Genomic DNA, 12897 nt, shown 5'->3' with positions numbered 1-12897 from the left:
CGAGACTCCGAAGTGAACGCCTTGGCGGAAGTCGGGGCTCCCCAAGCAGAGTGCGGCAGATGCGGATATTGATCCTGGAAGACAATGACGACCTCGCCCTGAGGCTGGTCGAGCAAATCGCCGACAACGGCTTCGAGGTCGACCGAGTCGCGACGATCAGGGAGGCGGGCGAGAAAATCGCCGCCATCACCTATTCCCTCGCCATACTCGACCGACGGCTGCCGGACGGCGACGGCATTCGGCTGGCGCCGCAAATCCGCTCCCTGCAACCCAATGCGCGAATCATGATGCTCACGGCGCTCGACGACGAGGATCAGAAGATCGCCGGACTCGACGCGGGCGCCGACGACTATTTGACCAAGCCTTACAACCCCAAGGAATTGATGGCGCGCATCCGCGCCAATTTGCGCCGAGCGGACGGCGCCGTCACCCCCATCACCAGAGTCGCCAATCTGTGCTTTGCGCCTGACAGCAGAGAAGTCACTGTCGGCGGAAAGGCCATTGTTCTGCAGCGGCGGGAACTGGCGCTTTTGGAGGCGCTGATGCGTCGACCTGGTCGCGTCGTCCAGCGCGATCGCATCTTCGAGGATCTCTATGGAGATCACGAAGACCTGCATTGGAATCACTTGAACGGCGTCGTGTCGCATTTGCGCAAGAGTCTGAAGGACGCCGGCGCAAGGGTTGAAATCCATGTCGCTCGCGGCATCGGCTATTTCATCGCGACATGCGACTGAGACTTTTCTCTCGATCTCTTGCGGCTCGGCTGACCCTCGTCTCGGTCATCGGAATCCTCGTCGGCCTCACCTTGGTCGACGCAGGCTTGATCGCGGCGCAGCTCTACGAGGCCGCGAGATCGGAACCTCACAGCTGGAGTTATCTTGGCGCGCAAACCGCCCAACAGCTCGTGGTCAAATCCTTAGTGCGTACGGCGGAGGGAATCGTCGAGATCAGGCCGGCGCCGGATTTAGGGCGGCTTACAGCCGATATGCCCAACTTGAGATATGCGGTTTTCGATCAATCGACAGGAGAGGCTCTGCGCGGTTCCTCGGCGGGGCTGACGCTGCCGCTGCAGTTCAGCAACAGCCTGAAATCCGTATCGATAGATTTCCTCTCGCCAGAGAAGGGGACCGAGAACGCCTCCGAGACCACGGCGACATCCATCAATACGCCCTTAGGAACCTATGTGGTCGCCGTTTCCGGCTTTGGCTTCAGATGGGCAGATGTCTTTTTTGACTTCTCCTCCGATCTGTCTCGCCTCGCGCCTCAGCTAATCCCCATCATTTTGATCGTCATTGGATTTCTGTGGTTCGGATTGAGACGGAGCATGGCCCCGCTTCGAAAGGTCGCGCAACAGGCGAGAGAGATTGATCTCCGGTCGCTCGATCAACGCCTTCCGGAAAGCGAGGTCCCCACAGAAATCGAACCCTTTGTCTCCGCCGTAAACAATGCGCTAACGAGCCTAGAGGCCGGGATCCAGCGCGAGCGGCGCTTCGGCGCAAATGCGGCGCATGAACTGCGAACGCCGATCGCAATTTTGATCGCTCTCGTGGAGACGATGCCAAGTGACGCCGTTTCGAAAGAATTGAAGCGGCATCTCAGTCAGCTGCAAAGCATTGTCGAACAGCTTCTCGCCTCTGCGCGCATCGCTCGATCGCCCTCGCAAGCCGCCGATCTCGTGGATCTCGCCGCGACGGTCTTCGCGAAGGTCTCGGATTATACGCCGCTCGTCATGGAAAACGGCAGACACATCGTGTTTGAAGGCCCCACGTCCGGGTTGATGGCGAAGGGCAATATCCGCGCCATAGACAGCATCGTAGGAAATCTTCTCGACAACGCGTTGCGGGCGGAACCCGCTGGCGGCGCCGTGCTGGTTTCCATCAACTACGACGCCACGGTCTCGATCATCGATCACGGCGAGGGCGTTCCCCTCGAGGACCGAGAAAAGATTTTCGAACCCTTCTGGCGCAAGAATGAAAACACCGTCGGCACTGGGCTGGGCCTCGCGATCGCGAAAGAACTGATGGAGAAAATCGGCGGACGCATTTGGGTCGAGGACACGCCCGGCGGCGGCGCGACGTTCAAACTGTCGTTCCCCGATTTGGACAAGGCCTAAACCGTGCTCCCGCCTTGGCGAGCCAATGCAGGCGACGAAAGTTGCCCTTGGGACTTAACTCACATACGTATTTGCACCGTTGACCAAGCCGGGTCGCCACGACGTTTCGAACTCCGCTCAAGAGAGAGCTATAGCGTAAACGTAGTCCTCATCATCGCCTGTCACGCTGCGCCAAGAAATCATAAACTTACGACACTTTTGCCTCCGTGTTGTTATCTCTACTCACCAAAAACTCACCAGGAAATCCCTCCTGCGCGCACGGTAGGGAGCGGTCCTCCCAGTTGGGTTTCTATGCGCGGGTTGCGGGAAGGAACAAAGGCCATTTGATGCGACGACGCCGTCGCCGCGCTCGTTCCTGTCTGCCGCAAATTGAGGCTTTACAGCGCAATATGCAGACGTTTTATATCGCGTAGCCGGAGGCTCGGATCCTCTCAGGGGGACGGGCGACGAGCTCAAACGGACGTCCACGGCCGCCAAGCCTCATTCCGGGAACGATCGCGATGCGGGTCGGCGTCTTCTGCACCTACGAAAACCCCTTGGCGAACTATAAGGCCTGCTTCGATTCGCAGACGCGGCTGATCCTGCACGCTGAGAAGCTCGGTTTCGAGGAAGCCTGGGTGGCGGAGCATCATTTCAACCCGGACGCCGCGAGCCCCTCGATCCTCGTGCTGCTGGGTCATCTCGCGGGCGTGACGACGCGCATCCGGCTCGGCTCCGCGGCCGTGCTCCTTGCTTTTCGCGATCCGATTCAGGTGGCGGAAGACGTCGCCACCATCGACGTGCTCTCCAACGGGCGCTTCGACTTCGGCGTCGCCAAGGGCGGCCCCTTCCAACTTCAGAACAAGCATTTCCATGTCGAGAAGGCGCAGGCGCGCGAGCAGACGCTCGAAGCGCTCGAACTGATCCATCGACTGCTCGTCGAGGAACGGGTGAGCTTTTCCGGCGCGTACTATCAGGCGGAGGATGTGTCGATCTGCCCGCGCCCCCTGCAGGATCCGCTTCCCACCTGGATCGCCACGGCGACGCCCGCCGCCATTGAATATGCGGCGAACCGGGGCTTCGGCCTCATGGCCGCCTCGCCCTTCTCTCTCGAGCGCGTCGTCGAGGCGGCGCAGGCCTATCGCGCCGCCTGCCCAGGCGGAGATCCGCGCATGGCCCTGGCCCGCTTCTACTTCGCGGCGCCGACGCGGAAGGCGGCCCTCGACGAGGCCCTGCCCTTCATCCGGCGCTTCGCGGAACGCATGCGCGGCATCTTCCTGGCGCAGGGCTCGGGACCGGCGGCAAATTTCGATCCCGAGGAGCTTCTGGGACGCTCGCTGATCGGCAGTTACGACGAGGTGGTCGAGAAAATCCTCGACATCGACAGGCAGGTGAAGCTCGGTTCGCTGCTCTTGAAGCCCGCGACGGCGGACGATGAGAAGGCGATGCGCTGCCTCGATGATTTCGCGTCGATCATTCGCCCGCGGCTCGCCGCCGGTGGACCTCCCCCGCCCGCAACGCTCGAGGAATTCGCGCCATGATGCTGAGACTTCTCGTTTTCTTGAGCCTTAGCGTGCTTTCCTGCGCGACCTCCCGCGCCGGGGAGACGCGGGAGGTCGTCGACATGGCGGGCCGCCATGTGCGCATCCCCGCGCAGATCGGCCGCGTCTACGGATCGTCTCCGCCAGCGACGCTCGCCGTCTATGCGATTGCGCCGGAGCTGCTGATCGGCCTCAACACGCCATTCAAGACGGATGAAAAAGCGCTGCTCCGCAAGGAGGTCGTCGATCTGCCGGCGCTCGGCAGCCAGGCCGGCATGGGACGGCCGCTCAATCCCGAAGAGGTGCTGAGCCGCAAGCCGGATCTGGTGATCGCCTGGCTCGACGGTCTGGAGGACAGGGCGAAAACAGAAGAGAGCTTCGCCAAGCTCGGACTTCCCGTCGTCTTCCTCAAGCTCGACACGCTCGCCGATTACGTCCCCGCCTACCGCTTCCTCGGAGAGGTTCTGGGGCGAAAGCAGAGGGGCGCGGAGCTCGCCGATTACCTCGACGACGCGCTGACGCGCGTGGCCAAGGCGGTCGGCGATATTCCCGCCGACAAGAAGCTACGGGTTTATTACGCTGAAGGCCCTGACGGCCTCGCCACAGACTGCGACAAAAGCTTTCATGCGGAACCAATTCGGCTTGCGGGCGCCGACGACGTCTATCATTGCGAGCCCAAGAGCCACATGGGCATGGAGACCATCGGTCTCGAGCAGATCATCGCCTTGCAGCCGCAGCTCATTCTCGCTCTGGACCCGAATTTCGCGCGTTCCGTCGCTTCGCTCGAAAGCTGGCGCAACGTGCCCGCGGCGAAGACCGGACGCGTTGTCGCCATTCCGCGCGCGCCGTTCAATTGGCTCGATCGCCCGCCAAGCTTCATGCGCGGTTTAGGCGTGCAATGGCTCGCCAATCTCTTTTATCCGTCGCGCTATCCTCTGGACCTCAAAGCCGAGACCAAGAAATTCTACCGTCTCTTCCTGGGCGTCGATCTCAGCGACGCCGATTACGCCCGCATCACCCGCTGAGCGTCCGCGATGCCGTTTCTCGGCCTGATCGCGCTGCTCCTGCTCGTGGGCGGCTTCGCGTTGACGATCGGCAGATATCCCATCGGCATTTCCGATCTTCTCGCCTTCCTCGGCGCACAATTCTCGGGGAGCGCGCTCGACCCTGCGCGCCGGGACCTCCTGCACAATGTCATCGTCGAGATCCGCTTGCCGCGCATCTTGGGCGCGGGGCTCATCGGCGCGGCGCTGGCGATCTCGGGCGCGTCCTATCAGGCGGTGTTTCGCAATCCGCTGGTCTCGCCGGGCATTCTCGGCGTGTTGGGCGGCGCGAGCTTTGGCGCGGGCCTCGGCATTCTCTCCTCCGGCAATTGGCTCACGATCCAGCTCCTCGCTTTTCTGATGGGGCTCGTCGCGGTCGGCGTCGGCGTCCTCATCGCCAATCTTTGCGGTCCAGCCTCGACGGTGATGCTGCTGCTCGGCGGCATGATCTCCGGCGCGCTCTTCACCTCCCTGCTGTCGATCGTCAAATACACGGCCGATCCCAATGATCAGCTGCCTTCGATCGTTTACTGGCTTATGGGAAGCCTCGGCGGAATCGATCTGCGGCGCATCGGCCTCGCAAGCGGGCCTCTGCTCTTCGGCATGATCTCGCTTGCCCTGCTCGGCCGGCCGCTCGATGCGCTCGCCATGGGAGACGATGAAGCCCGCTCGCTCGGCGTGCCCGTCACGGTCGTCCGTTACGGCGTGATCCTGTTGGCGACGCTGATCTCGTCGCTCGCGGTCGCGCTGGCCGGCATGATCGGTTGGATCGGGCTGTTCGTGCCTCACGTCGCCCGTCTGGCCTTCGGCCCGCTGAACAGCCGCCTGCTGCCCAGGGCGGCCCTGCTCGGCGCGATTTTTCTCATCATTGCGGATAGCGCCTCGCGCACGCTCGCCGCCGCCGAAATTCCTATCGGCGTCGTCACGGAGCTCATCGGCATTCCCGCCTTCGTGCTCGTGCTGCGCAGCGCGCGGCGCGCCTGGCTATGACGACGGATCGCCGTCCCTATCGGCTCGAAGGAAGAGACTTGCGTTTCTCGCATGGAGCCAAGGCCGTTCTTCGCGGCGCCTCGCTGGGTCTGCGTGAAGGGGAGGTCGTCGCGCTTCTCGGCGCCAATGGCGCTGGAAAGAGCACGCTCTTTCGACTGCTGCTCGGACTGTCTCGGCCCAGCGGCGGAGAGGTCCTTCTCGACGGATCGAGCCTGCGCGCCTTCACGGCTCGGCAAGTCGCGCAAAGCCTCGCCTATGTGCCCCAGAATCACTCGGCGCCCTTCCCCTATCGGGTGAGCGACATCGTCATGCTGGGCCGGCTGGCGCATTCGGGGCTTTTCCGGGCGCCCTCCCAAAGCGACCGCGAGAACGTCGAGCGCGCGCTCGCACAGCTCGAGATCGCCCATCTCGCCGAGCGCCGCTACACGGAAGTTTCCGGAGGAGAACGCCAATTGGCTTTGATCGCGCGCGCCCTGGCCCAGGGCGCGCCGACTCTCATCATGGACGAGCCGTTGAGGGGGTTGGATTTCGGCTATGAGCAGCGCGTGCTGCTGCATATGCGCGAGCTGGCGCGCACGGGACGCGCGATCCTGGTGAGCACACATAATCCCGAACACGCCCTCAGTTTCGCCGATCGGGTCGTCGTGCTGTGCGAGGGACGCATCACCGCCGACGGGCCGCCGCGCGCAGTCGTCACCTCGGAGACACTGCGCGGCCTCTATGGGGTCGAGGTCGTTGCGGTCGACGACCTCTCGGGCGCGCGGCGGTTCATTCCCTGTGCCGCGCTCCGCCGGGAGAGCGACCAACTTCCCTCCTCGCCTTTGTCTCGGGGCTGAAGTCTTCAGCCGCGCCGCGGCTATCATATGCATTATAAAATGAGCCACATCAGGCATTCGCATATAAAGCAGGCAATGTTCCCATGTATAGCATCCAGATGCACAGAAATCATGCCAGAATAATCCTGTAACATAAAAAGCACAGTTCAGAAAATTTTGCTGTATCGCCCGCTACAGGGCTTGTTTCTTACAGCACAGCTTCTGTATGTATTTCATATCTATAGCGCATTAGGCGCCGAATCGCGAAAATAAGGCGCGCTGCGCTCCCACCCTGATGCGCGCCGGCCCGCCCGTGTGAGGACGCGAACCATGAAGCCAACTTTTTGACTTGGCGCGGTTCCTTATCGCTCGAACGATTCCGTTCGAGCGGGAAACGCGCGCTAAGCTTCAAAAATGGATCACGTTTTCAGCGTTCGGGCGATTCCGCCCAAATGCTGCGTGATCTAAAAGCCAGACCGACCAAGCTCGCGCAGCAGAGCGTAGGATTCCGTTACGACTCCCTGAGTCCGGCGAGCCAATTCACTGTTGCTTGCATGCGTCGCGAGCATCAATGCCTCAGTGGCGCGCCAATATTCCTGCGACAGGCGCAAGCACACGCCCGGGACTTCTCGCGGCGACTCAGCCGTGACGATATTTACGGTCGGGATGCTCATAACGCGCTCCTTGCTGTGTAAGCGGGAGCGCGATCCGTCTCTCAGCCGTCGAAGCCTAGGGGAAACGTCATCTCGACGATGAAAACAGCATAGCGCCGATTGCAGAAAATTCACACGCGGGGACACCACTGAGAAATCCTTCTCTTCGATGGGATAGGGGTATTCCGCGATGAGCTCGGTGTCGCTCGCGCATGGCGCTGCGAGACAGTTGACGCCCTCATCGTCGCCGCGGGCAAGGCCGCCTCCGAGGACCGACTTGATTTACGATGCCGCGGAGAGGGAGATTGATCCCCGCGAAGCCGACTGGGATCATCTTCCCCGGATGGATTGAAGAATGGCCGCGGGGGCGCTCCAGGGACCGCGAAACAGGAACTCTTGCGCATCCATTCAGCTTGAAAGGCGTATCCGATGGCCCTCGGCACAGCTCTGCTGGTTGTTTTCATTCTCTGGCTGCTCATCTTATCGCCGGTCTCCCGGGCGGTTGGAGTGGCGATCGCTGTCCTCGTCGTCGTCGCCGTCGCCGTGCTCCTTGCAACAGACAAGAGAAGATCCGGGGGATGGATCGCGCATGAGGAAGCCGAACGCAATGCGGAGCGCCAAAGAGAGTCGGAACATTGGCTCTCCATCAGCCCGAATGCGGTCGAGTTGAGACAAGTGGCCATTGCAAGCAGAGGTCCCGGACATCGCGATACCGATCAAGGCTTTACATTTCAGGCAAACGTCAAAAACAATGCGCCGCAACGAATGGGCGCGCTCGTCATTGAATTTACGGCTTATGATTGCCCAACGACAGCGTCTCCCGTCGAGGAATGCGAGACGATTGGTCACGGTTCCAGCCCAATTGAGGTCACCGTTCCGCCAAACGAAGTCCGCGCGATCGCGTTCTCGTTCGAGATGAAAAACTTTCCGTCTCCTCACGGCGTTTTGACGTGGCGCGCTCGCGTCGCCTCAATACGCAATTGAGCGCTCGCGCCAGCGACCAGGGCAAACTAGAATAGTGAAATCACAAGCGAATCAGATCAAGCTGGCCACAGTGACCTGCGCTGGAGCAGGTCACGGAAAAGTGCGACGCGAATTTCCGGTCAGGGGACAAAAGCATGACACGCTTCATAATGCTCGACGACGGCGAGATCATCAACACCGACATAATCGGCAGGATCAGACCAACAAAAGACGAGCGTGATTGGGAGGTTGTCGGGCGAGATGGTAAGCGTCTCGGCTTCATATCCGCGCGGAAGGCCATGGCGCTGGCCGAGTCCGACGAGGAGGACGAAGTCGAAGAGGAAGAGGAGGGCGGCGAGCCTGATGAGGACTAGGCGGAGGGCGCCGAGACCTGAGCCCGGCGATCCAAGCCGAGCCGACAGCTCCGTCCATTCCGGCATCGCTTTGTCGGGGCAAATATCACGCAGGACTGTCGAGGCGCCGCAGAGACGCGGCGCCCAGCGCTTGCGATTCAGGATGCTCGGGATTCGCATCCAGAGGCAGCAAAAACCTTTCTGATCTTGCGCTTTCTATAGTCTTTGACCACAACGCTCGTTGAAAGCCCATGGGGTCCCAGTTAATCTGACGCCCCGCCGAAATCACCTGAGATGTTACATAAGACATAAATACGAATCCACAGAATGCTGCATAAGCAGGAAGAAGGCTTCAGCGAGACTATAGACCATGGCGTTAGAGTACTAATGAAGAATTATTGACATTTTTGAAACAAAATCCTATAATTGCCCTATTAAAATAAGACGGATCGGCGGAACGATGGCGGCGCAGAACCGGGCCCGAGTCCTCCTCATCGACGACGACCAAGACATGCGCTGGGCCATGCGAAACGTCTTGGCCGGGGCCGGCTTCGATGTGGAGGAAGCACAGGGAGGACAGCCCGGCCTCGAGCTCGCAGGACAGCAATCACCGGATGCCGTGGTGCTGGATATCTGCATGCCCGGCATGGGCGGCGAAGAGGTGCTTCGGCGCTTATTGGACCGCGATCGTCATCTGCCAGTGGTGATCGCCACGGCCTATGCTTCCATCGCCGGCGCCGTTGGCGCCATGAGGGAGGGAGCTTTTGAATATATCACCAAGCCGTTCCGAAATGAACTTTTTGTGCAAAGCGTAAAGCGCGCGGTTTCTCGCCGGCAGACTTTGTGCGCTGCCCCCGCCTCAAACGTCCGCGCCGCAATCTTCTCGATGATGGGCCAGAGCCCTGCGATTCAGAAGCTCGTCGACGAAATAGAAACGGTCGTCTGTTCAGAATATTCGGTCGTTATCCAGGGCGAAAGCGGCAGCGGCAAGGAAATCGTGGCGCGCTGCCTGCACAAATACAGTCGACGCGCAGCCCGGCCTCTGGTCATTGTCGATTGTGGCGCTGTCGCGGAGTCCCTTCTCAGTAGCGAATTCTTCGGCCATGAGAAAGGCGCATTCACGGGCGCGGGCGACCGTCATCGTGGCTGGTTCGAGGCTGCGGCCAACGGCGGAACGATCTTTCTCGACGAGGTCGGCAATCTCGTCGAGAGCGGACAGAAGGCGCTTCTGCGCACTCTCGAGGATCGGACGATCCGCCGCATCGGCAGCACAGAACCCATCAATCTCGACTTGCGCGTGCTCGCCGCCACCAACGAAGATCTCAAAGCCCGCGCGAGGGCAGGAGTCTTTCGCGAGGATCTCTATTACCGCCTCACCGAATATGTGATCACGGTTCCTCCGCTACGCTCGCGCCGCGAGGACATTCCTTTCCTTGCGCGCCGTTTCTTTGCCGATGCGCGCGAGAGCTTAGGTCGGCCGCTCGCGGAGATCGGCCCCGACGCCCTCGATATGCTCTGCGCCTATTCCTGGCCCGGCAATGCAAGAGAGCTCCGCAACGTCATGCGGAGAATTGCGCTCGTCTCATCCGACATCTTGAGCGCTGCACGCGTATCCGGCCTGATCGGCAGGACCGAAGCTCCGCCGCCGCAAATCGAAGACTTGAACGACTCCCCCTCGTTGCGCGATCGAGTCCGCTGCCAGGTGCGCACAGTCGAACGCGACGCGATCTTGGCGGCCCTGAGCCATGCGAAGGGCAATAAGGCGGAAGCGGCCAGACTGCTTGGTATCGACTACAAGACTTATCGCACTAAGTTGAAGTTGCTTGAACGGCCGGCGGAAGGTGATGGCCCGTGAGTGCATTTATTCGTCAGCTGTCCTTCGACGGCGGCCCGCATCTCCCGTTTCGGCTGGGAGAAGACGCGATCGAGCTGTTCGCCTTCGTGGACCCGCGCAGCATGGGCCGGCATCCCCTGCCAGAGGAGGAGCGCCAAGGGCGGCTCATGGCGCATTGCGTCGGCTCTGTGGCCGCTCTTATCGGCTTCGTTTGCGTCGCGGAATATTGTGGAGCCGATAGCGAAGGTCGCTTCGCCGACGCCGCTTGGCTCGCGCCGCGCGCCCGTCGCCACGCCGAGCTCATCCAATGGGCGATGGAGCTGTCGCCGGTCTTTCCAATTCCCTTCGGCACGCTCTATTCGAGCTTCGAAAGTCTCACGACCTTCATGCAAGCCCATGAAGCCACGATCGCGAGCTTCCTCGACGCCGCCGCCGACAATGAGGAGTGGGAGCTGCGCGCCACGGCGCGTCTCGACGCCCCCATTTTGGACCAACTGGCCTGCAGGGCCTGGCCGGAATGGGAAGGCCTTCCAAAGGGCGCTCGATATCTGCGCCTTTGCCAAAACAAGAGCGCGCTCGCAGCTTTCGCAAGCGCCGAAGCCGCCGCAGCAGCCTCTCGACTCGTCGCGCAGCTGGAGCCGTTGACGACGTCGATCCAGGAGCGATCTGCAGCGGGTTCGGAATTTGCGGCGCGTTATGCGCTTCTCGTCCCACGCTCGAGCGTCATCGTCTTACGGGAACGTATGACCCAAGCCGCCGCGGGATTGCACAGCGATGCTGTCGTGTTTTCCTTGTCAGGGCCCTTGCCGCCTTTCAGCTTTCGACCCTGTCTCGATTCACCGCCGTCCCGTCCGCTTCTTGCCTGAGCATTTTCTTGGGGGTAGCAATGCTGCTCGATGCGCTTGATCACGAAAGCTTTTTCCAAGCTCTGATGGATACGATTCCTTCGTCGATCCTCATCGTAGATGAACGGCTTTCCGTCGTGGCGGCGAACAATAATTTTCTTGAAAAATCCCATATCAGCCTGAGCGCGGTGCTGGGCAAGCGTCTACAGGAAATCTTTCCCGCGGCGTTTCAGGACACTGTCTTAGATCAGCAAATCCGCGAGGTTATCAGTTCATGGGTGACGCTGCGGCGCCGACGCATGACCTATCGAGCGCCGGGCGTCTCCTTGCGCATCTATTCCTACAGCGTATGCCCTTTCCAATTGCGCCGAGGATCGCGCGGGGCGGTCCTCGTCATGGACGACGTGACCGATCTGTTGCAGCTCGGCGAGGAAGTGCGGCGAATGCAGCTGCATCTCGCAAGTGTGGTCGAAAGCGCGGGTGATTTGATTATCTCGACCGATCCGCGCGGGAAAATCATGACCTGGAACTCGGCCGCCGAAAAATCCACTGGATACGCCGATGACGAGGTCATCGGCTCCAGACTTTCGGATCTCTTTGAAGACGCGCAGAAACAGGAGGTTGAGGCCTGCATCCAGGGAATTTCCGAGATCGACGATCGCCGATCGGTCGAATGGCCGATGCGATGCAAGACCGGAGAGACGATACCCGTTTCCTGGCGCTTGTCTCGGATGACCAGTCACGTCGGTGAAATCATTGGCGTCGTGGTCGTGGGACGAAACCTCGTCGAGCAACGCGCCATGGAGGCGCAGATCCGTCAGGGCGAAAAGCTTGCGGCCTTAGGGATGGTCATCGGCGGCATCGCGCATGAAATCCGCAACCCTCTGGGCGTCAGCTCCGCCGCCGCTCAACTTATGAGAGACCGGATAAAATTTCCGGCGCTGCTCGAAGAGTGCATCGCCAAAGTGATCGGGGGGATCGATCGAGCATCCCTGGTCGTTGAAAGTCTGCTGCGCTTTGCGCGCCCGCAGCCGATCACCGAAACGACCAAGGTGAACGCCGTCCATATGCTAAAGAACGCGCTGATGTTCGCGTCCGGCGAGGCCGCCGCCGGAACCAGCTACAAATGGAACCTCCCTACGGCCCATGACAGGATACATGCCGAAGGGGTTCAGAACCTGCTGGAGCTTGTTTTCATAAATCTCATGCTCAACGCATTTCAGGCGATGCCGGACGGCGGCGTCCTCACCATCGGCGTGCGACGCGAGGGCAATGAAGTGATCATCGAGATCGGAGACACGGGACCTGGAATTCCAGCCGCCAATCTCCCCAAGATATTCGATCCATTCTTTACGACGCGGTCCGACAGCAGAAGATCGGGCCTTGGCCTTTCGGTGTCACATTCGATCGTGCGCCAACATGGCGGCAATGTGAGCGTTTCGACTGCGCTAGGGGTCGGAACCACCTTTCTCGTCCGCATTCCTGCCGCGCGCGAGTAATCCGCGGCGCCCTACGCTTTGGAGCGAGCCGCAGCAACGGCCGATGGTTGTGGTAGCGCCCCCGCTTACTCTCCTGGTCGAAGTCAACTCGCCCTGGCTTTAAGGAGCATCCACTTGGCGTCATGCGCAAGCGGTTAGGTACAAAGGGTTAAAGTAGGCAGGGCATCGGCTTTATCAGAACAGGAACGACCGCAGATTCGGAAGACCCGAATCGTCGCGCTCGCGATTTTATGTACTTGTGCTAACTGAAATTCACGCCATCTTATGAG

General features: G+C 60.7%; 12 protein-coding genes. 11 read left to right on the top strand and 1 reads right to left on the bottom strand.

The genetic code is table 11. From position 1 onward, the window contains the following. Positions 1-59: 59 nt before the first annotated feature. The 6 genes from QMG80_RS09395 (at position 60) to QMG80_RS09370 (ending at position 6502) form a co-directional block, all read left to right on the top strand. Positions 60-734 (top strand): response regulator transcription factor, encoded by a 675-nt coding sequence (locus QMG80_RS09395; RefSeq protein WP_085772576.1) that lies wholly within the window; start codon positions 60-62, stop codon positions 732-734. After that, a complete protein-coding gene (locus tag QMG80_RS09390) occupies positions 725-2113 on the top strand; it encodes a sensor histidine kinase (RefSeq protein WP_085772575.1) in 1389 nt (462 codons plus the stop codon). Before QMG80_RS09395 ends, QMG80_RS09390 begins: the two co-directional genes overlap by 10 nt. A 500-nt stretch (positions 2114-2613) precedes the next feature. Next, positions 2614-3633, top strand: a complete 1020-nt coding sequence (locus QMG80_RS09385; protein WP_085772574.1) for an LLM class flavin-dependent oxidoreductase — start codon at positions 2614-2616, stop codon at positions 3631-3633. After that, on the top strand, positions 3630-4658 hold the full coding sequence (locus QMG80_RS09380) for an ABC transporter substrate-binding protein (protein WP_245299957.1): 1029 nt from the start codon (positions 3630-3632) through the stop codon (positions 4656-4658). Before QMG80_RS09385 ends, QMG80_RS09380 begins: the two co-directional genes overlap by 4 nt. A gap of 9 nt (positions 4659-4667) precedes the next feature. After that, positions 4668-5666 carry a FecCD family ABC transporter permease gene (locus tag QMG80_RS09375; protein ID WP_085772573.1) on the top strand — a complete coding sequence of 333 codons (999 nt, stop codon included), beginning with the start codon at positions 4668-4670 and terminating at the stop codon, positions 5664-5666. After that, the gene (locus QMG80_RS09370; RefSeq protein WP_085772572.1) at positions 5663-6502 is read left to right on the top strand and encodes an ABC transporter ATP-binding protein; all 840 of its coding nucleotides are present in this window, start codon (positions 5663-5665) and stop codon (positions 6500-6502) included. Before QMG80_RS09375 ends, QMG80_RS09370 begins: the two co-directional genes overlap by 4 nt. 443 nt (positions 6503-6945) lie before the next feature. On the opposite strand, the gene QMG80_RS09365 is transcribed toward QMG80_RS09370, so the two are convergent. Then, a complete protein-coding gene (locus tag QMG80_RS09365) occupies positions 6946-7155 on the bottom strand; it encodes a hypothetical protein (RefSeq protein ID WP_085772571.1) in 210 nt (69 codons plus the stop codon). A 408-nt stretch (positions 7156-7563) separates the two neighbouring features. Between QMG80_RS09365 and QMG80_RS09360 the strand changes: the two genes are divergently transcribed. From QMG80_RS09360 to QMG80_RS09335, 5 genes are all read left to right on the top strand, one after another. Continuing rightward, positions 7564-8118: a hypothetical protein gene (locus QMG80_RS09360; protein ID WP_085772570.1), complete on the top strand. Its 555-nt coding sequence runs from the start codon at positions 7564-7566 to the stop codon at positions 8116-8118. 149 nt (positions 8119-8267) lie between these two features. Continuing rightward, the gene (locus tag QMG80_RS09355) at positions 8268-8471 is read left to right on the top strand and encodes a hypothetical protein (protein WP_158658824.1); all 204 of its coding nucleotides are present in this window, start codon (positions 8268-8270) and stop codon (positions 8469-8471) included. Between the two features lie 439 nt (positions 8472-8910). Then, complete coding sequence (locus QMG80_RS09345) at positions 8911-10305, top strand: sigma-54-dependent transcriptional regulator (RefSeq protein ID WP_085772568.1); 1395 nt, start codon at positions 8911-8913, stop codon at positions 10303-10305. Continuing rightward, complete coding sequence (locus tag QMG80_RS09340) at positions 10302-11150, top strand: GvpL/GvpF family gas vesicle protein (protein ID WP_085772567.1); 849 nt, start codon at positions 10302-10304, stop codon at positions 11148-11150. The genes QMG80_RS09345 and QMG80_RS09340 overlap by 4 nt, the downstream gene beginning before the upstream one ends. 20 nt (positions 11151-11170) lie before the next feature. Then, the gene (locus QMG80_RS09335; protein WP_085772566.1) at positions 11171-12628 is read left to right on the top strand and encodes a PAS domain S-box protein; all 1458 of its coding nucleotides are present in this window, start codon (positions 11171-11173) and stop codon (positions 12626-12628) included. Positions 12629-12897 lie beyond the last annotated feature (269 nt).

The organism is Methylocystis bryophila, assembly GCF_027925445.1.
GTDB classification, from domain to species: domain Bacteria; phylum Pseudomonadota; class Alphaproteobacteria; order Rhizobiales; family Beijerinckiaceae; genus Methylocystis; species Methylocystis bryophila.
The sequence above is the reverse complement of the archived record's forward strand: the minus strand, read 5'-3'. Positions and strand labels throughout refer to the sequence as shown.

What these genes read in the sequence shown, in the direction of transcription:
- QMG80_RS09395 (WP_085772576.1), top strand. Translation starts at nt 60, where the DNA reads ATGCGGATATTGATCCTGGAAGACAATGACGACCTCGCCCTGAGGCTG.
- QMG80_RS09390 (WP_085772575.1), top strand. Translation starts at nt 725, where the DNA reads ATGCGACTGAGACTTTTCTCTCGATCTCTTGCGGCTCGGCTGACCCTC.
- QMG80_RS09385 (WP_085772574.1), top strand. Translation starts at nt 2,614, where the DNA reads ATGCGGGTCGGCGTCTTCTGCACCTACGAAAACCCCTTGGCGAACTAT.
- QMG80_RS09380 (WP_245299957.1), top strand. Translation starts at nt 3,630, where the DNA reads ATGATGCTGAGACTTCTCGTTTTCTTGAGCCTTAGCGTGCTTTCCTGC.
- QMG80_RS09375 (WP_085772573.1), top strand. Translation starts at nt 4,668, where the DNA reads ATGCCGTTTCTCGGCCTGATCGCGCTGCTCCTGCTCGTGGGCGGCTTC.
- QMG80_RS09370 (WP_085772572.1), top strand. Translation starts at nt 5,663, where the DNA reads ATGACGACGGATCGCCGTCCCTATCGGCTCGAAGGAAGAGACTTGCGT.
- QMG80_RS09365 (WP_085772571.1), bottom strand. Translation starts at nt 7,155, where the DNA reads ATGAGCATCCCGACCGTAAATATCGTCACGGCTGAGTCGCCGCGAGAA.
- QMG80_RS09360 (WP_085772570.1), top strand. Translation starts at nt 7,564, where the DNA reads ATGGCCCTCGGCACAGCTCTGCTGGTTGTTTTCATTCTCTGGCTGCTC.
- QMG80_RS09355 (WP_158658824.1), top strand. Translation starts at nt 8,268, where the DNA reads ATGCTCGACGACGGCGAGATCATCAACACCGACATAATCGGCAGGATC.
- QMG80_RS09345 (WP_085772568.1), top strand. Translation starts at nt 8,911, where the DNA reads ATGGCGGCGCAGAACCGGGCCCGAGTCCTCCTCATCGACGACGACCAA.
- QMG80_RS09335 (WP_085772566.1), top strand. Translation starts at nt 11,171, where the DNA reads ATGCTGCTCGATGCGCTTGATCACGAAAGCTTTTTCCAAGCTCTGATG.